22 protein-coding genes, 1 tRNA gene and 1 pseudogene are annotated in these 19028 nt (G+C 38.7%); 1 reads left to right on the forward strand and 23 read right to left on the reverse strand.

The window, feature by feature from the left end; translation table 11 throughout:
• Positions 1 to 166: 166 nt before the first annotated feature.
• The 7 genes and pseudogenes from VL121_RS21060 to VL121_RS21085 form a co-directional block, all read right to left on the reverse strand.
• A complete protein-coding gene (locus VL121_RS21060; protein WP_325408591.1) occupies positions 167 to 1291 on the reverse strand; it encodes an AAA family ATPase in 1125 nt (374 codons plus the stop codon).
• A 13-nt stretch (positions 1292 to 1304) separates the two neighbouring features.
• Entirely contained in the window at positions 1305 to 1595 is a 291-nt protein-coding gene (locus VL121_RS21800; protein WP_414635436.1) for a helix-turn-helix domain-containing protein, read from the reverse strand.
• Between the two features lie 85 nt (positions 1596 to 1680).
• The gene (locus VL121_RS21065; protein ID WP_325408592.1) at positions 1681 to 2598 is read right to left on the reverse strand and encodes a hypothetical protein; all 918 of its coding nucleotides are present in this window, start codon (positions 2596 to 2598) and stop codon (positions 1681 to 1683) included.
• A 46-nt stretch (positions 2599 to 2644) separates the two neighbouring features.
• On the reverse strand, positions 2645 to 3910 hold the full coding sequence (locus VL121_RS21070) for a site-specific integrase (RefSeq protein WP_325408593.1): 1266 nt from the start codon (positions 3908 to 3910) through the stop codon (positions 2645 to 2647).
• Positions 3911 to 4283: 373 nt separating this feature from the next.
• Positions 4284 to 4508: pseudogene (locus VL121_RS21075) on the reverse strand (transposase); the annotation flags it as partial.
• 246 nt (positions 4509 to 4754) lie between these two features.
• Positions 4755 to 6227 (reverse strand): catalase, encoded by a 1473-nt coding sequence (locus VL121_RS21080; RefSeq protein ID WP_325408594.1) that lies wholly within the window; start codon positions 6225 to 6227, stop codon positions 4755 to 4757.
• Positions 6228 to 6449: 222 nt separating this feature from the next.
• A complete protein-coding gene (locus VL121_RS21085) occupies positions 6450 to 6782 on the reverse strand; it encodes a hypothetical protein (protein WP_325408595.1) in 333 nt (110 codons plus the stop codon).
• A gap of 302 nt (positions 6783 to 7084) precedes the next feature.
• On the opposite strand from VL121_RS21085, the gene VL121_RS21090 reads away from it, so the two are divergent.
• Positions 7085 to 7169 (forward strand) — tRNA-Ser (locus VL121_RS21090).
• 190 nt (positions 7170 to 7359) lie between these two features.
• Here the strand turns inward: VL121_RS21090 and VL121_RS21095 are convergent.
• The 16 genes from VL121_RS21095 to VL121_RS21170 all read right to left on the reverse strand — a co-directional run bounded on the left by VL121_RS21095 (position 7360) and on the right by VL121_RS21170 (position 19008).
• Positions 7360 to 7575 (reverse strand): hypothetical protein, encoded by a 216-nt coding sequence (locus VL121_RS21095; protein ID WP_325408596.1) that lies wholly within the window; start codon positions 7573 to 7575, stop codon positions 7360 to 7362.
• A gap of 104 nt (positions 7576 to 7679) precedes the next feature.
• A complete protein-coding gene (locus VL121_RS21100) occupies positions 7680 to 7934 on the reverse strand; it encodes a hypothetical protein (RefSeq protein ID WP_325408597.1) in 255 nt (84 codons plus the stop codon).
• 49 nt (positions 7935 to 7983) lie between these two features.
• On the reverse strand, positions 7984 to 8301 hold the full coding sequence (locus VL121_RS21105) for a rhodanese-like domain-containing protein (protein WP_325408598.1): 318 nt from the start codon (positions 8299 to 8301) through the stop codon (positions 7984 to 7986).
• Positions 8302 to 8329: 28 nt separating this feature from the next.
• Positions 8330 to 8791 carry an OsmC family protein gene (locus VL121_RS21110; RefSeq protein ID WP_325408599.1) on the reverse strand — a complete coding sequence of 154 codons (462 nt, stop codon included), beginning with the start codon at positions 8789 to 8791 and terminating at the stop codon, positions 8330 to 8332.
• An 11-nt stretch (positions 8792 to 8802) separates the two neighbouring features.
• On the reverse strand, positions 8803 to 9189 hold the full coding sequence (locus tag VL121_RS21115; RefSeq protein ID WP_325408600.1) for a DUF302 domain-containing protein: 387 nt from the start codon (positions 9187 to 9189) through the stop codon (positions 8803 to 8805).
• A 93-nt stretch (positions 9190 to 9282) separates the two neighbouring features.
• Positions 9283 to 9846 (reverse strand): cytochrome b/b6 domain-containing protein, encoded by a 564-nt coding sequence (locus tag VL121_RS21120; RefSeq protein ID WP_325408601.1) that lies wholly within the window; start codon positions 9844 to 9846, stop codon positions 9283 to 9285.
• A 341-nt stretch (positions 9847 to 10187) separates the two neighbouring features.
• A complete protein-coding gene (locus tag VL121_RS21125; RefSeq protein ID WP_325408602.1) occupies positions 10188 to 10640 on the reverse strand; it encodes a DUF2141 domain-containing protein in 453 nt (150 codons plus the stop codon).
• 12 nt (positions 10641 to 10652) lie between these two features.
• Complete coding sequence (locus VL121_RS21130; protein WP_325408603.1) at positions 10653 to 13778, reverse strand: efflux RND transporter permease subunit; 3126 nt, start codon at positions 13776 to 13778, stop codon at positions 10653 to 10655.
• 7 nt (positions 13779 to 13785) lie between these two features.
• Positions 13786 to 14145 carry a four helix bundle protein gene (locus VL121_RS21135; protein ID WP_325408604.1) on the reverse strand — a complete coding sequence of 120 codons (360 nt, stop codon included), beginning with the start codon at positions 14143 to 14145 and terminating at the stop codon, positions 13786 to 13788.
• Between the two features lie 57 nt (positions 14146 to 14202).
• Positions 14203 to 15255: an efflux RND transporter periplasmic adaptor subunit gene (locus tag VL121_RS21140; RefSeq protein WP_325408605.1), complete on the reverse strand. Its 1053-nt coding sequence runs from the start codon at positions 15253 to 15255 to the stop codon at positions 14203 to 14205.
• Between the two features lie 66 nt (positions 15256 to 15321).
• A complete protein-coding gene (locus VL121_RS21145; RefSeq protein ID WP_325408606.1) occupies positions 15322 to 16650 on the reverse strand; it encodes a TolC family protein in 1329 nt (442 codons plus the stop codon).
• 68 nt (positions 16651 to 16718) lie between these two features.
• Positions 16719 to 17345 (reverse strand): Tll0287-like domain-containing protein, encoded by a 627-nt coding sequence (locus VL121_RS21150; protein ID WP_325408607.1) that lies wholly within the window; start codon positions 17343 to 17345, stop codon positions 16719 to 16721.
• A gap of 18 nt (positions 17346 to 17363) precedes the next feature.
• Positions 17364 to 17765 (reverse strand): hypothetical protein, encoded by a 402-nt coding sequence (locus VL121_RS21155; RefSeq protein ID WP_325408608.1) that lies wholly within the window; start codon positions 17763 to 17765, stop codon positions 17364 to 17366.
• Positions 17766 to 17788: 23 nt separating this feature from the next.
• The gene (locus VL121_RS21160; protein WP_325408609.1) at positions 17789 to 18388 is read right to left on the reverse strand and encodes a TetR/AcrR family transcriptional regulator; all 600 of its coding nucleotides are present in this window, start codon (positions 18386 to 18388) and stop codon (positions 17789 to 17791) included.
• A gap of 76 nt (positions 18389 to 18464) precedes the next feature.
• Positions 18465 to 18668: a YgaP family membrane protein gene (locus VL121_RS21165; RefSeq protein ID WP_325408610.1), complete on the reverse strand. Its 204-nt coding sequence runs from the start codon at positions 18666 to 18668 to the stop codon at positions 18465 to 18467.
• A 31-nt stretch (positions 18669 to 18699) separates the two neighbouring features.
• Entirely contained in the window at positions 18700 to 19008 is a 309-nt protein-coding gene (locus VL121_RS21170) for a vWA domain-containing protein (RefSeq protein WP_325408611.1), read from the reverse strand.
• Positions 19009 to 19028: the final 20 nt, after the last annotated feature.

The following is a 19028-nucleotide window of genomic DNA, read 5'->3' on the forward strand; positions in this document are numbered from 1 at the left end:
TGTTGGCAACCGCACCACCGCAATCCTATATATATAGGATTGCGGTGGTGCGGTACTGCAACTTTGAAGCCCTTTGCGGTACAATTGCGGTACGTTGCGTTTTGCGGCACTGCATTGAGAACCACCGCAATTTTGCGGTACGTTGCGGTTTGCGGTAACATTATCATTATTTTAATTTTTGTCTGTAATTTCCATCTGCCTCTTTGGTAATAAGGCCATCCTGCTGCCACCGATCAATGCGATACTGGGCAGCACGTGATTTGATACTTTCAATGGTCTCAATACTTTTTGTAAGCTCACTGTAGCTCATGGTACTATTTTCACTAAATATTTTCTCAATGAGTTCCAACCCTTTTCTCGGTAAAGGGCCAGATTCGGCCCCCTCAATTTGGACTATATAACCAAGCTCAGAATCAAACTTAAATTTGATTAAGGGCACGTCATCCGGGCTTGCCTTTCGTAACAATTTTGGAACAACTGTAACTATTTCATCTTTTTTCGTCAAACCAATTAAAGCAAAACATTTCCGTTGAAATTCGCTACCGTAATGCCCACGCTCTTTATCACTGCCAGGGTTTTGGTGTATAGTTAATATGACTGCGCAATTAAATTCTATAGCTATTGAGAGGAAAAACTGAATTGATCTTTGACTTTCTTTTTCATCGTTCACATTTTGCACAAAGTCTGTTGCGATATCAACGAATACCATCATTACGCCGCCAAACTTTGACTTTGCCGCCTGGCATATGCCATAGAGAGTTTTCTCATATTCGTAACGGGCTAATTGGCGAAAATTGTAGGAGAGGAAGTGGTCTGGTGTACGTTCTAAACCAGCCCTTCGAAGGATCGAATTAACATTGTCCTGGTGATCATCTTCCGATTGTTCGGAGTCAACATGGATAACAGCAAAATTTTCGGTATTTGGTAAAACTTGTATGTCGGGAGCGCCATGTACTGAACCGTCTTCGGTTAAGCATCCGGAAGCCATGGAACATATAACTGAAGATTTAAATGCTTTAGAGGTTGCCCCAACACCTGATATGTTCCCTTTTTTTGCGAAATCTGCGCCGCCAATCTTAACTGTCGCAGGCCACCGATTAATCTTTTTTTCCATAGTGACGCGCATGTAATCGAATCGTAGCAAATCGGCATTACACATTTCTATACACTCCTCGTAAAGTTGTACGTCATTCAAATCTGTTTCCAGTATTTGAATTTCCTTTTTAGGAAATGGTTTATTATCTTTGGGCACCTGTTCTCCAATTAAAGCCCCGTTGTATGATGATTCCATATGAAGGGGTTTTTTATTTGGTAGAAGTGGTGATTATTGCAGACAGCGCCTGGTCCACCTCGAATTCTTTATAAAGCACCCTACGGCCTATTCGGTAAGCTTTAAGGATCCCTTCCATGGTCCATGCGTGCAACGTGGGTAAGGTGATGTGGTATTTGTCAGCCACTTGTGCCCTCGTTAGATAATTGACTGACTTTGGGCTATTTTTTGTGATCGGATTTGACAAGAAGTATCCTTCTATTTCTTGCCGAAACAGGTTCCTTACCTCTATTATAGAAAGCTGCGTAAAAATCATTTTTTCCATTATTGATAGTTTATACAACAAAGGAAAAAAAGATAAATATCAATATTAGTTGGGAGGGGTTACTAATAGGGGTTACTAATAGGGGTTACTGTTTTTCACGAAAGTCTTTGAGCTTTGTTTTTGCAATATCCTGGGCATGGGGAAAGTCTTTTAGGAATTGTACTAATGCAAGAAGCTCAGCTTCAGTTTCGGGCTTGTATTTTTTTTTATTCCCCGTCAACGTTGTATAATATTCGCTCTTAGCCTTTTGTCCTCGTTCATTTTTCCAATCTGTTGAACCTTTAATTGGCAAGCTGTGGTTGCATTGTTCTTGGTATTGTCTGGCAAATATATGTACTCTATGAGTATACCCGCCCTTTGCCCTTTTTTTGAGAAAATCAAGAATGGCACCATCACAATAGCCATCCAATGTTATTTTAATCTGGTTTATTATTGATAAGGTTTCTCTGTATTCAATTGGCGCTCCCCAAAAAGTTCTCGGGTTACTTGGAAATGTGCTGTTTAAAACAATGTTTACCAAGTCAGTAGTATTTTGAATTGGAGTATCTATACGTTTTGCTATCTCATTTTCTTCTAAATACGATTCTGAAATTTTTATTATAATTTGAATGGTTTCTTTTGAAAGATTACATGCCTGAAGTAGAAGACCTAATTTATACGGCGCTGATGTAACTGGATCCAATTTGGATTTTTCATGTACATTTCTTTTAAAATCTTCTAATTCATCCGCATAAAAATCTTTTTTATTTCCTGTATATGCTTCTTCTCTTTTGGTAAGAGCAACCTCAAATTGCGATATATCATTTAATGGAAGCCGGAGGTAATAATTTAGGACATACTGCTCCAGGACTTCAGGAGTAAATATAATATCACAGTGATGGAGCTCTTTTAATACTTCTGTTGGAATGAACTCAACAAGTTGAATAGGCAACTGACTGGGGCGATAATAATTTTTGTCATCAATTGAACTATTTTTCGAATAGTCATCTACAGTATTACCCATGTTTAAAGTTTGGACTACAATTTAACGGTAACAGTCAAAGTCATAATTATACTGCTTTCAGAATATTCCGCTTAGCCCATATTTCCTTCATAATTACAGCATGTTCTTCTTTGGATATCCTTATGTATTTCAAAAACGATTTTTCGGTTTTGTGGCCTGTTATAGCCATAATGGTAATGGTAGGGGTGCCGTGCAGATATTCATTTGTGGCAAAGGACCGGCGGGCAGTGTGTGTGGTTACTAAATTAAATTTCTGTGTATCCGTCACATCTTTACGGCCTCCCTTGGTTATGGAATGGCTCCCCATCTTTTTCAGGCTTTCAGTTTCCGCACAAACCTTTTTTAAATATTCATTGAGTTTTTCATTTGAGATTGCCCGGGGAAGGGCTCCATTTCTCTTTGCAAGGATTTTCTTAACTACCGGATGGACAGGTATTGTAACCGGATCCCCTGTCTTTACCTGCTTAATCCTGATAAACCCGTCCGCAATATTAGATGGCTTTAGAATAGAAAAATCTGAAAACCTCAGGCCCGTATATGCACCGATCAGAAATAAATCACGTACGTTATCCAGCTTTTCGTCTAATTCCAGGGATTCGATTTCCTGCAGTTCCGTATCATTCAGATAAATGGTATCAGCTTCCTCAGATGTTTTAATGAAATGTGCACTTGCATACTCCATATTGGTATTAATCTTTTTTCTGGTAGCATCCGCCATCACAGCTTTAATACGCTTAATATGGGTTCCGATGTAGTTTAAACTAAAGTCTTGGGCAGTAAGATATTTTGAAAATTCGTGATGAAAATCCAAATCTATATTATCGAAATCGAGTTTTTTATCAGCCTTCTTGCTGAACTCTACCAGGTGGTTATATGTTGTTTTATACCCTTTGGCAACACCGGTGCGAATTGGTTGTTTGCTACGAGGATTTAACCGCTGCCCGGCTGAGGAACGTTTTACGAAATCATCGAAGAAATCCAGGAAGGTAATTTTTTCACTGCCCTTTTTTAAGGCCTGCTCTATCAATGGTTTTAATATTGCAGGAGAGGGTTCAGCATGACCGTTTTCATTTTTGAAATCCAGGAAGACCTTGTTAATGGTACTACGGATATTATTAAGCCGCTGATTGAACTCCGGATGCTCCTTAAATTTAGGCGTATTCCTGGCGCTATTAGTAGAGGCATTCCAGTGTTGAGGTATAATAGATTCTTTTGTGTAAATCTTCAGGGAATTGGCATTGTAATTAACCAGTGCATAGATTGAAGTTGCAGCAGTTGATTTAGGTCGCTTCAGGTAAAATTTAATTTTCATTTTACTTCATTTCTATCCAAATATAATACAAAAATTAGATTGGGGTAAGATTTGGGGTAAGATTATTTTTTACTTCAACAGATGTTTGTTTAGCAGAGGAGTACCCAAAAACGTTATGTAGATTGAATTGTATCTACCAAGGAAGATAAATTGAGATAAAATAAGGTAAACCATACAGTGACCCTGACGGGGTCACAAAAAAAGTCTCAACAGAAGTTGGGGCTTTTTTGTTGCAAATTATTAAAGTATACTTTGAGCTAAATGATTACTATTAATTGATTTAAAATCAATTGATAGTATCTTGTTTGAAGCTATTATCAATTCTTTCATTTTGAATTGAGGTCATTTTCAATTCAAGTTTTTATATCGCCAATATATTAGTAAGATAACTATATACCATAACCTTCAGCATCATTTTGGGATGATAGCTGGATGTTCCACCTCCTTTATATTGTTCCATCAAAAGTTTGAGGTCTATTTTTTCTACCACATTGTTCACTACACGAACCGGGTGGTTTGCATCAATAAGCTCATCAAATGAAGGGGGAATAAGCAAGGCCTGGGTGGGGGAATAATCTTTAAATACAGGTTTTGCCATAGCTGTAATTTATATTCCAAATATAAGCAAAACCCTTTACTGTATTGACTTACATCCAATTTATTTATACAGCTCCTTTGTGGAAAACCTAACCCACATTTTGTTTTCACCACAAAAAAGGCTGCCCTTTTGAGACAGCCCCTTAATAATTGTTTTAGTTTTCTCCTCTCACTTTCTCCCGCTCTCTTCTTCCTTCAACGGCATAGCCGGTACTACCATTCGGTTACAAATACGGATGGCATATCATTACCGCTCTAAGGTAAAGCTGTTTACTTCGTTCATTGTTAGTCCCAGCGCTTTAGCCACCCCTTCTCCATAAGCGGGATCGGCTTTATAGCAATTCCTGATATGCCGGATCTGTATGAATTTTTGAGCACCGCCAACCTGTGCCGCGGTATTTTTAAATAACAACTCTTTTTTATCATTAGTCATTAACCGGAACAGGTTGCCGGGCTGGGAATAATAGTCAGCGTCCACCCTGTGATCCCACGCGGTAGCATCGCCATGAAGTGCTAATGGCGGTTCTTTATATTCAGGTTGTTCCTGCCATTCATTAAAGCTGTTGGGTTCGTAGTGTTTGGTACCGCCGTAGTTACCATCCACCCGCATAGCTCCGTCTCTGTGAAAGCTGTGATACGGGCATTTGGAAGCATTTACCGGTATCTGGTAATGATTTACGCCCAGGCGGTAACGTTGCGCATCGCCATACGAAAATAACCTGCCCTGCAACATCTTGTCCGGCGAAAAACCAATGCCGGGAACAATGTTTGCTGGGTTAAATGCAGCCTGCTCTACCTCTGCAAAGTAATTTTCCGGGTTGCGGTTCAGCTCAAATTCGCCAACCGGAATCAAAGGAAAATCTCCCTTGGGCCATATTTTCGTTAAATCAAAAGGGTGGATATGGTAGCTGTTGGCTTCCGCTTCCGTCATGATCTGGATAAACATTTTCCATTTGGGAAAATCGCCTCTTTCAATCGCATCAAACAGGTCTCTTTGATGTGTTTCCCTGTCGCTTCCCACCAGCTTTGCTGCTTCTTCGTCAGACAGGTTTTCAATGCCCTGCTGGGTTCTGAAATGGAATTTCACCCAATACCTTGTATTGGCTGCATTAATAAAACTGAAGGTATGGCTGCCAAACCCGTGCATATGCCGGTACGATTTTGGAATGCCCCTGTCACTCATTACAATAGTTACCTGGTGCAGGGCTTCGGGAAGTAATGTCCAGAAATCCCAGTTGTTATCGGCGCTTCTTAAATTGGTTTTGGGATCTCTTTTAACTGCGTGATTTAAATCAGGGAATTTCATGGGATCCCTGAAAAAAAACACCGGTGTATTGTTGCCAACCAGATCCCAGTTGCCCTGTTGGGTATAAAACTTCATGGCAAAACCACGGATATCGCGTTCCGCATCCGCCGCGCCACGTTCCCCTGCAACAGTGGAAAAGCGCACAAACATGTCGGTTTTTTTACCAATGGCACTAAAGATATCTGCTTTAGTGTATGGAGTAATATCGTGGGTTACCGTAAAGGTTCCATAAGCGCCAGAACCTTTGGCATGCATACGTCTTTCGGGAATAACTTCACGGTCGAAATGGGCCATTTTTTCTAAGAACCAAAAGTCCTGTAATAGAGCAGGACCCCGTGCCCCGGCGGTTTGAATGTTTTGATTGTCGGGAACAGGATTACCTGTTGTTGTTGTTAATTTCTTTTTATTTTCCATAGCTTCTGTTTTAATAATGATGATAGGATGACAATATTACTTCTTTAGTAGTAGAGAAAAGCATTTACAGGTTATTTTATATATCTATGGCAAATAGACATACGCTATATCTTACTGTAATTCTATAATCAACTCGCATTCAGCAGTGTTCTATAGTGTGGGGCAGGATAGTGTTATTTGCCCCGGTAATAGCTTGCACGGTGGGGCGGGGTGGAAATAGTATTAAAACAATTCCTGGTATGCTTTCTCTCCCTGTTTTTTTTCAAACTCATCTATAGCGTTTTTTATAGCGCATGAAACCATTCTTTCGCTTTCTATGGAAATGGGCTCGCCGTTTTTTCGCGCACCTTTAAGCCATTCTCCTTTTTGCTTCGTTTTAAATACTATGAACTCGTTTTTGTCTGCCCGGCTTTCTACAATCACGGTATAAGCAATTATCCGCTCTTTGTTTTTATATTTAAAAAAAAGAAATTTAGTGGGACGCCGTATGCCAACGCGTTTATTAATAACATAGCCAAGCTTTTCGCTTGGAAGAGAAATTTGAAAGGATTGCATACACAGAGGGTTAATACACTAAGGTACATGAAATTAGCCCGACATGAAAGTCGCGGTAATGCAAAAACTATCTGTTAACAAAATATTATTCCCGCAAATTGTATTAAAACAAGGGTAAAAAGGAAGAAATGAAAGCGAAGAGATTGACGCCTCTCCTTTCCTTCTTTCGGTTAAGAGTATGTTCATAGGTAAAATATAATAATGCGTGGGCGGAAAGCATATTGTTTATCGTTAAAACGAATTGCTAAAAATAATATGGAATAAGTTTTTGCCAATTAGCATTGCAAACCTATTTTTGCGCCGGAGAGTTGGCAGAGCGGTCGAACGCGGCGGTCTTGAAAACCGTTGACTGTAACAGGTCCGGGGGTTCGAATCCCTCACTCTCCGCTGAAAGCAATTATAAAACACGCCAAAGGCCCGCAAATTCTACATTTGCGGGCTTTTTTGTTTTGGTATAATAACAAAATATGCCAAAACAATTCAAGATTGTGGTGAGTGATTAGGTGAGTGGTAAAAGTTAATTCAAAAATCACTCACCAATGTGCACGTAACTATCTGCTATTCAATATGTACATAATTAAGCATCTTGTTTTTTACGGGGCGCAATTCTATATTTGTAAACCTGAGTTTCGATAATATAATCAATTGCCTGTTTCTCAATTTCCGCGTTGGTATCTATCCTGAGTTCCGTAAGCCAGCCATCCCATTCACTGCGTTTAAAATACAGCTTCTTCCCTTTTTTAAAATGAGGCAGACACACTTTTGGTAGTACAGTTACTTTAAACAACGGCATTCCAATTCATGTTGTGAAAGAAATGCTGGGACACCATGCTGTAAAGCAAACGGAAGAATGCGCGATAACGGAACAAGAAACGGTTAGTAAAGAAATTAGTCATTTTATTGATTTTTTATTTCTTCAAAAGAAGTATCTTCTGAGTTTTTGGAGTTATTCCTGTTCCGGGGTGCAGCGCAGGCTCCGGCGCCGCAGCAACCCATATTGGTTAAAGCTGTCAGTAAAAAGAAGGCTGCCGCTATAACGCTCAGGGTATCCGGCGTTTGTATGGCCTGCACCGTAAAGAATATTCCAAAAGCCAGGCGAAGCCATCGCATAAAATGCCAGCCGGTAAATAATGTTTGTTTAACCGCTTCCATAGTTTAGTTGTTTAAATAAGATGAATACATGGCTACTTCTTTTTCAGATTCATAATTTATTTTGTAAACCGCTCCAGCCGCCGCCGTTAAATACTGCTTTGTAGCCATTGGACTCTAATATTCTTTTCGCAGTGCCACTTCTCATTCCTGAGGCGCAGCAGCAAATGATAGATTTATTTTTGTCCTTAAGTTTTGATAAATTATTGCTCAACTGATCCACCGGAATATTGATTGCGTTTTTGATGTGTCCACCCTCAAATTCGCCTTTGCTCCGCACGTCCAAAACAACAGCTCCCTGTTTTATTAATTGGCTGTAATCTGTTTTGGGCGCCATCCCTAATAAGTTTTTAATTGTCTGTAACATCATGCTGATTTTTTTATTTCCTCTTTTTTAGCTAATTCAATTCTGCAGCATCCTCTTTTTTATTATTAAAAATTTGCACGCCATTATATTTTACTTCCCAGGTTACAGGCAATGCTTTCTTTAGCATGCTGCTTACTCCGCAATATTTTTCCTGCGAATCAGTAACTGCGTGCTGTGCGGCTTCTTTGTTTTCGGCTGCACCCTTAAATTCGTAAATCACATGGATGGCAATGTATTCAATTGGCGCTCTTTTACTGATTTCGCCAATAACTTTGATGTCAAAGTCATCAGGTTTTTTATCAGCCTTTCTCAGTATGGCAGCAATATCCATTCCGGTACATCCGGCAAGAGCCGTTAGTACAAATGGTTTGGGAATAGGCCCGGTATTTTCGCCGCCCACTTTTTCCGGGCCGTCCATTACAATCGTGTGTCCGTTTACCAATGCGTTAAATTGCATTTTGCCCATCCACTGTACATCTATTTCGTGTGCCATGTGTTGTTTGTTTATATATTATGGATTACACTTTTTAATTTTTCTCTTACTTCGCCTGCTATATCGCCCAGTTTTTCGTTCTTTATGGCCATCATGGAAGCCACCGGATCCACTGCCGAAACTTCTACCTTTCCATCTTCCCGCTCCTGCACAATTACATTGCAGGGAAGCATGGTTCCAATAGTGTCTTCCACTTTTAACGCTTCATGTGCAAAGTGCGGATTGCAGGCTCCAAGAATTTTATACCTTCTGAAATCAACATCCAGCTTTTTTTTCAACGTTTCTTTTACATCAATTTCCGTAAGAATGCCAAAGCCTTCTTTTTTCAGTGCTTCAGTAACATTATAAATCGCTGTATCGAAATCATCTCTGACGGTTTTAGAAAAATAGTAGCTCATTTTATTTTGTATTTATATGAATTAAATAATTATTTTACAAAGTTGCCTCAATAAAACAATGTGGTCGGGTACTTATGTTACACAAGAAAAATTTTAACCACTGACCATTTTGGAAATGATTCCTTTTTGCGAACCCACTTCGGCAAGTAAGACCCCACCAAAATGCAGGATAATAAACGGAAGCAAATAATACAAAGACAAGATATGTACCGCTTCCAGGCTGTCTTTGAGGTTCTTTGGCCCCGCTTCAATTAAAAGACCTGTAGCGAGGCTAATTCCAAGAAAAAAGTAAAATACAATATATATCCAGGCCTGTAGTTTTTCCTTTAAAGTTGCCATTTTAGAAAATGGATTCCTGAATTCCATCTGCCCGAAAAATGGAAGGATCATTCTTAAACCATACAAGCCTATCAAAGCATAGCCAATGTAAATATGCCAGTTCCACATTGGTTTCCTGATTTCTTTGGCCATTTTTATTAACTGATCCTGCGTAAGGGAAATATTTAATGTCTTTAAATTGGCATCAATGATACCCGCCATTTGGTCTTTGTTCATCCAATTCATCCTAAGAAAAATGGTGATGAGTAGTAACACAATGCATAACGCTATCGCCCAATGCATCAGGCGAAATGTGATGGTGAATTTTCTTCCTGACATTTTTTTGAATCGAATTTAATCTTTAATACTGCTTTTTTAAATGATGACAATCATGTTTTAAAATGTTATTTGTTAGGTTCTGAAACCTTGTTGATATTTTGACAATATATTTTCACTTTCCTTCTGAAATTTAACAGAGTAATGGCTTTCAGCGTACAGGAAAATATTTCAACTTTGCCTTTAACAGTTTTTTTGCCACAAAGACACGAAGGATTCTTTCTGCAAAAGCATAAAAGCAAAGCTTTTCTTTATGGCTTTATGGCGAAATTACTTTTTGGTATCGGCTTGTCCGGATTAGCGATCTGTAGGTACTTTCCTTTCCGAAATATATCTTTTGAGCCTCACATATAAATAATTTTCACTTTAATTTTCAAATTACTTTCCAGGTTAAAAGATGCCTTGCTGAATTTTGGTTTGTTCCCGATTCCGATGGATTGGTAATTTGAAAATCCGATTCCTTCTTTCGGTAAAATATGACCCTTTTTTATTCTGCCATCGTTATCTTCATCATGCAAAATATTAACTGCATATTTCCCTTCGGGCAAATCTTTAAATATTGCAGAAGCATTTCCATTTTCTATTTTTCCAACCACCTTTTTAAAGTGTTTTTCATAATGCTCATCCGGAAAAGCATCTTTCCTGTTATATAATGCAAATACCACCGTGCCTTCATTATTTCTAAGATTGCGGACCTCAACATTTAATAAAAATAATTCTTGCTTCTGTGGCTGGAAGGAACTGAATGTGAGAAAAGTAAATAACCCGGTAACCAAAATAAAAATGTAATGCTTCATACTTTGTAATTTTTAATTCATAATTGACTTCGATTTCTTCCTTCGTAATTCGTAATTTTTAATTCGTAATTTAACCGTATCCACAGCATAATATACCACCGGCACTAAATATACCGTAAGAATTAAAGAAGATAAAAGCCCGCCGATAATCACCCATGCCAATCCGTTTTTCCATTCGCTGGCGCTTCCTTTTGCCAGGGCAATCGGCAGCATACCGAATACCATAGCAATAGTGGTCATAAGAATGGGGCGCATCCTTGTTTTACCCGCTTCTATTAAAGCATCTTTAAAATGTATTCCTTTTTCTTTTAACTGGTTGGTATAATCCACAATCAGGATGGCGTTTTTGGTTACCAATCCCATCAGCATGATCAGTCCCAATAAAGAAAAAAGGCTCAGTTGATTCATGGATAAATTCAATGCTAAAAATGCACCGGTAATGGCTACGGGAATAGAGAATAATACCACGAAAGGGTATACAAAACTATCGTAGAGGGCCACCATAATCAGGTAAATTAAAATAAAGGAAATCAGCAATACGGAAGCTAATGCGACAAAACTATCGTTCTGTCTTTTAATATCGCCACCCCAGGACATATTTGTGCCGGCGGGCAGCGGATTTGTTTTCAAGTAATTTAAAACATCATCCGCTACCGTTCCCGATGGCCTTCCCAAAGCATTTGCAGTAAGGGTAACCGCCGGCTGCCGGTCTTTTCTTTCTGATAAAGAAGGGGAATTGCGCTGAACAACATCAGCAAACTGCGCTACCTGTATAGGTATCCCGTGTACATTGATGATGTTTAGTACTTCAATATTCCCCCGGTTTTTACGGTCCAGATTATCCAACCAAATCCGAACAGGATATTCGGCACCATTTTCCGTTAAAGTAGCATCGTCATTTCCTGAAAAAGCGGTTCTCAAATTCAACCCTACATAGCCGGTTGAAAGTCCAAAACGCTGCATTTTATCCTTATCAGGAATTACCTGAAACTCAGTACTGCCTTCCTCTACAGACAATTGCACATTATCTGCACCGGGAATTTTTTCAAGCGCTTCTTTCAATTCTTTGCCTGATTGCATGACCCTGTTTACATCGTTTCCGCTCAAAGTAATTTCAATAGGCGCCGAACGCGGAATTAGACCCAAAGCCGCTATTGAAAAATGTATCGCCGGATATTGATTTTGTAACGCGCTCCTCAATTTTATCATATAACTTTCTGTAGTTTCTTTGGGCCTTTCTTTAGCATCTTTTAGCTGAATGGTAAATTCGGTTTTGTTGATAGCGCCCACGCCCAAACTGCCTATGCCTGTACTTGGCCCGCCAATATTGCTAAATAAAGTGGCTACTTCAGGCTGCGCTGAAATGAAATTTTCTATTTTATGTGAGATGATATTATTTTGTTGCAGAGCCGTGGTTTTGTCAAACTCCATGTACAAACTAAATTTTCCCTGGTCGCCGGTAGCGATTAATTCCTTGCCGATGATACCTTGTTTCATCATTACGCCGGTTAATGCAAAGAGCAAAACAATAACGCCTACGGTAATTAATTTATGATTCAGCACCCACGATAATTGCCTGCCATACCAATTAATGAAGCGCGATAATTGGGCTTCGAACCAAAGTAAAAAACGATTGAAGATGTTGGTGGGTTTCATGTCTTCCGCCTTGCCTATACGCGAAGCCAGCCACGGTGTTAGCGTAAACCCTACCAGCAAACTGGTTAGCGTAGACGTGATGACCACCACAGAAAATTGCTTCAACATATCGGCAACAAAAACCTGTAAAAAAAGAATCGGTAAAAAAACAACCACATCCACAAGCGTGATGGATACTGCAGCAAAACCAATCTCCATACGGCCGTCCATAGCCGCAGTTCTTTTTTCTTTTTTCATGTCTAAGTGCCGCTGAATATTTTCCAGTACTACGGTAGCATCATCCACCAGGATGCCAATGATTAAAGACATGGCAAGAAGTGTCATCAAATTGAGCGTGTAACCCAGCATCCACATTACCGCAAAAGCAGTTACTAATGAAGTGGGTATGGCAATCAGCACTATCAGGGAATTTCTTACACTGCGCAAAAACAATAGCATTACCAGCGAAACCAATATTACCGCCAGCGTTAAATCAAACACCACAGAATTCACCGCCGCAATGGTGTTGTTGGTGCTGTCGTCCGCAATGGCAAAATGTACCTTTTCAGATTGGTATTGTTTTTCTATGGATTGCAATTTTGCATGTACCGCTTTGGACACATCCACCGCATTGGCATCACCCTGTTTTTTCAAGAGCATGCCAATTCCGTTTTTGCCGTTGTACCTGTTTACAGAAGTGATTTCTTTAATGCCATCTGTAACCGTTGCCACATCTTTTACATACACCGGGCTTCCGGGTACAGGCATGGCCAGTTGTACATTTTTTATTACTTCAATATTGGTAAATTTCCCGGTGAGCCTTACCGAATTACTTACATTTTCAGTTTGCACTTTTCCGGCAGGAATGTCAATGCCACTGCGGTTAATAGCTTCGGATACCTGCATCAATGAAACCCGGTACAACTTCAATTTTTCCTGGTCCACTTTCACCTGAATTTCACGTTCTTCACCACCCAATAAAGTGATTTCCGCCACTCCTTTTATTTGTTGCAATTGGGGCAAATAATCATCTTTCATTTGCTGGTAAAATGCGGTTGCGGGCATATCACTTGTCGCGCTTATTTGCATGATGGGCAAATCATTAGGCGAAACTTTACTCATCTCAGGGCTTAAAATATCCTGCGGTAAATCTTTGCGGATATTATCTATATAACGCTGGGCATCCTGCATGGTTTTATCCAAATCAGTACCGTATTTCATGTTGGCGATAATCACTGAAGCACTGGGCAGCGATTTGGTATTCATGTACTCCACGCCTTCCAGGTTAGAAAGCGCATCTTCTATTTTTTTGGAAACAGAGCTTTCTACTTCTTCTGGTTCCGCACCGGGATAGATGGTTTTAATTACCACTACCGGCTGGTTAAAATCCGGCATTAATTCATAACTCAGGTTATTAAACCCGATAATGCCAAGCAGGGTAAATAACCCGAATAACACGATGATGAGGGAGGGGCGCTTTATGGATATTTGTGTGAGGTTCATCTTTGAATTACGAATTACGAATTTTAGTCGTGATTTGAATTTTGCCTAAAATTTTGCAGATTTCTTCAGCATCTTTGAAAAGACTTTCAAATTCAGTATCAGTTAAATAGTCTGTTTTATTGAGCAGTTTCAGCCGGTAAGTGCTTTCTCTTGCTTCTTTATAGGCAATCTCAAGACGGTTAAGAAAATCTTTGTCAGATACGCCGCCAATAGCTTCTTCCACATTGGCTCCGATACCTGTACCAGAGCGCAATAATTGTTTGGATAGAACATATTCCCTTTTATCAGCGATTAAATATTTGTATAAATTCACTATCCTAATTGCGAAGGCTAATGATTTGTCCTGAATGGTGTTGTTACGCTTCATGATAATATTTTTTTGATTAGCGATGGCAAGTGTTTTGAAATTCGTAATTCGTAATTTTTAATTTTTAATGGATATTGCCGCTCCATCATATAAGTTGATAAATCCACCGGTAATAATAATATCGCCTGCATTTAATCCATCCTTAATGACTACACCTTTTTGCAATCGCTGGTTTATAGAAATATTTTGAAGAACTGCCTTATTGTTTTTTACCACATAAGCTTTCGGCTCTATATCCGAACCCACAATGGCAGAGGAAGGAATCAGCAAAGCATCCTTTTTGTGCATTTCTGAAATCAGCACTTTGCCAAACATGCCTGATTTTATTTTTAAATCCGGGGTATTATTGATTGAGAACTGAACCTGGAAACTGTTAGCTGCATTGCCTTTGCTGCCGATCAGTATTGTTTTCCCTGAAAGCATCAATTCATCATATGCATCGGCTTTTAGGGAATAATTTTGATTAAGATGGAATAAATGCAAATCATTTTCAGGAATACTAACGGTAAAACGTAAACGGGATATATCCGTAATTTGAAGTAAAGGTGTACCCGGCGCCGCAAAGGCTCCAATCTCAGAAAATCTCATCGTTACAATTCCTGAAAAAGGCGCCGTTACATTGGTTTTGGCTATTTGTTCCAGGATGGTATTGCGTTGTACTTTTGCTGATTTTAATCCTAATTGCGCTTTCTCCAGTTGCACCCCTTGAATGGCATCAGCATTGGCTAAAATGGTATAACGGTTTACATCAGCTTCCAGTCCTTCTATTTGAACAGATACAGCTTGTAATTGCAATTTCAATAAAGCATTATCCATTTTTATAAGCGTTTGTCCTTTTTTTGCATAACTACCTATATCCACAAAAATGGAATTGATTTTCCCCTGGGTTTCTGCACTTAGTTTCACCTCTTTTTCAGGTTCAAAAGTCCCGGTAAAATATTGTTCAGCAGTAATAGATTGAAGCTTCAGGGTATCTGCCTGCACATTCACGGGCTGTTCTTTATTATAATAATAAATTTTATTCTGTGCCATTTTCTTATTTCCTTGCAGCTTGAAAATAACTGCTCCTATTAATACCACAGGAATAATTATGTACAATATTTTTTTCATTATTTCTTGCATTTTATTTGCTTACGCAGTCTGATGGCTATCGTGGTATCAACTGCTTCGTAATTTTTAATTCGTAATTGACAAATTCCCTGTCAGTTTCTTTAACTCCAGATCAGCCTTCAGATAGTCCACTAATAACGATAAATAATTTTGCTGCACTTCACGCAATGCATGATCAGCCATCAGCACATCGTTCAGATTGGCGACTCCTTGTTTTTGCTGGATAATCGTTTGCTCATAAATAGATTGTGCCTGTTCTATCTGGCTCTGATTTAATGACATTGAATTTTGCGCCACTTTCTTTTGGTTCATGGCGTTTCCAATTTGCATATCATTTTGGCCGGCAATCAATTCCAGTTGCAATTCATTATTTTTCAGTTCTATTTCTTTTTGATTTCTTTTTCTTTTTAAAATATTTCCATCAAAAAGCGAATAGGCAAATTGAATCCCGGCAAAACCTATCGGGTGAAACTTTAAAAAATTATCCGGCCTTTTATCATATCCAAAACCATTCGTACCATAAGTTCCAAATAACGCTATCGCAGGTAATGCCGATTTTTTTAAATTGCTCAAATCATTTTTAAGCAAACGATTTTGAGTAGCAGTAATTTGCAAATCAATAATGTATTTTTTGTTATAGTCTCCTATAACCTTATCATTGATTTCCGGTATTATTGCTATCATTTCTTCTGCCGGAATACCCATTAAAAATTTCAAAGCCTGCATTACCTGGTACAGTTTACTGCTGATGATTTCTCTTTGCATTTTTAATTGGCCGGCCTGCAATACTACCTTGTTTACATCCGTTCCAGTGGCCATCAATTGCGCTTTAAGCAATTGCATATTGCGCAATAGCTTTTGCGTATTAGCGAGGTTGCTATCTATAAATTGTATTTGGTGAATTAATATTTGGGCATTGTAATAGAGGTTGGAAATTTCAAAATAAATTTGCTCTTCGGTTTTCTTCAATTGCAGATTGCTAAGTTCTGTAGCTATTTCAGCTGATTGAATGGCGCCTTTAATTTGTGGATTATACAATGGCATGGCAAATTGCAAGTGGGCATTGATATTATGCGGTACGCCGAACTGAGTTTCTTTGTATTTTCCTTGTGGCCCGCCAAAAACAGACATCGGCATCAACTGATAGGGAAGATTGGTAAAATACCTGTAATCCGCATTTACGTTCAGCTTGGGAAGTAAATTTCCTTTTGCTTCTAACTGTTTTTGACCCCCTATTTCCACATAGTTTCTTTGTATATGAAGGTTCTTATTATACACTTGTGCTGTATCAATGCATTGTTGTAAAGTCCATAACTGTGCCTGTACGGATTGGGCAAAAGCCCATATCGGAAAGAAGATAAAAACCATCTTTAGTTGGTAAGTATTTACTAACATAATGAAGCAAATAATTTTTTTTAATCCTCCCGGTGAAGTACTGATCCTTCCACCGGAAGCTGTGCTGATTATCTTTTATCCATTTCTACCACCCACATTCCACGTAACTCATTTGCCGCATAGCCGGTTGCTTTATCGGAAGGGTATAATACGCTTATCTTCTTAAAAGTTTCAGATTCTATATTTCTACCCTTTACACCATGACATTTCAGGCACATAGCATTGGTTACAATGGCGTAATAGCCCACCATTTTGCCATTGATTTCAACCATAGCCGGTTTGGGCATTTCACCTTTTCCCATTTCGTCCTTCATGTTTTTGATATGCATCAATGCTGCTTCATTTGCCTGGTTTTTAATATTCCGTGGTTTATCGGTCACTCTTTTCACTGACGCGCCTAAAAGTTTCGCCATACTGTCTGTAAGTGGTATGGCCTCTATGTTGCAGAATTCCACAGCGTATTTTGTACCCCTGGTATTTATGGCATTCATCAGGTTTTTTCCTAAAACGGATTGGGCTTCCCCTGCTATTTTTTTCCCTTCGGATAGATAATTAATTTCCGTTTCAGGCAATTTTATCACATCCGCCTTTGCCGCTTTTTCCGTTTCTGTATTCTGACTTAAATTATTATTGTTGCAACCGTATGAAGATGCAACAATTACAAAGCCAATTCCCATTAAATTATTCCATTTCATTTTCAGACTTTATTCATTTTATAATATCATATCAATAGATACCCGATTTTTGAAGGTGCGTGCTATCCATAACAAGCCAAGTGTGAGCAATGTTCTGAATACCATGGCGATAATGGTTTTATTTTCATAAGGCTCTTCATCCCATATCCGGAAAAATAACACAATGAACGCTGCAATTAGTATCCATACTGTAAAACCAATAATGGAAGCGGTCCAATTTTTTCTTTTGAAAAAGCCATACGATGCTATAAGATACAGGAAGCCACAAATAAAATTAGCCCACACAACAAATAGTATATAATTGCCTTCTTTTTCGCGCATTCCAAATAAATCTAAAATTACCGAACCACCTGCAAACACTGTAAGTAAGCCAAAGAAGGCAGAAACTAAAGCTCCAATTTTTACAATTTTATGTTTCATTTGTAATTCATAATTTCTAAATGTTACCCCGTCTTCTCTACCATCTTCAGCACCCCATTCAGCACCTTATTTCCCTCCTTCACCAAGTCCGATTGATGTCCGAATATTTTCCATTTCATCACTGCCAGGCGCATGCTTCCCATAATAATTGTTGACACAGTGGACGGTCCTACGAAGTCACGGAAACTTCCTTCCTGCTGTCCTCTTTTTATAATGGCATCAATTTCTACCTGCATCATTTCCATCATATCGGATACTTTCTCCATTAATTCTTTATTGAACTGGAATATTCCTTCTGAAAAAATTACACTGACTATTGCCGGCTTTTGAGCAAATGTTTTTAATTGGGATGTAAAAATATCTTTCAACAATTCTGAAGGGGTTCTTCCTTCTTTCGCTGCTATCGCGGATACTCTTTCTTTCATTTCCAGCATAAAATAATCTAAAAGCCCAAGCATGATTTCATTCTTACTTTTAAAATGACGGTACAGCGCGGCTTCTGATAACCCAATATCAGTTGCCAGGTTTTTAGTGGTTAATTCCTGTATGCCCTGCCGGTCAATAATTTGAGTGGCTATCTCCATTATTTCTATTTGCCTGTTGGTAAAATTTTTATTAGTCATGCTATGTTAGTAAATGCTTACTAACACAAAGTAAGGGTAATTTAAAATCCCTGCCAAATAATTTCAGCAAGTAATTTTAATAACACTTACCTTCTCCGGATTGTACTCCAAATTTTTTAAGCCCCCATTCTAACGGACAAAACCTTGTAATGGAAGATTGCAGCAAGTTAAAGCCTACAAAAGCCGTTAGCCACAACCAGTTAGTGCTATGCAATTGCGACAGGGTTACACTAAACAAGATCATTGACCCTGCTACTGTTCTTACAATTCTTTCTCTCATGATGAATGTATTTTTTATAGTTATCATTTGTTTAAAATCCATATTGTTCTACTGCCAAAACAAATCCCCTGACAGGAAAATCGGTTTTCTCTGTTTTATTATATTCTTTAATTAATTCGAGTACTTTCTCGGCCTTTTCTTTTTGAGTAAAACTGAACAGCATAATGGAATTGTACGAATCGCCGCCACTTCCAAACCAGCTATGCATAAGACTTGCTGAAGCGCCTTCTTTAAATCCTGCTATTTCTGATACACTGAATACTGCTATTCCTGTTTTTTTAAAAATGTCCGCAACTTTATCCTGGCATTCTTTAATGCTTGTTATGATCAGTAGTTTCATGTTTTTGATTTTTAGGTATG

The organism is Agriterribacter sp., from assembly GCF_035497235.1.
GTDB lineage: Bacteria > Bacteroidota > Bacteroidia > Chitinophagales > Chitinophagaceae > Agriterribacter.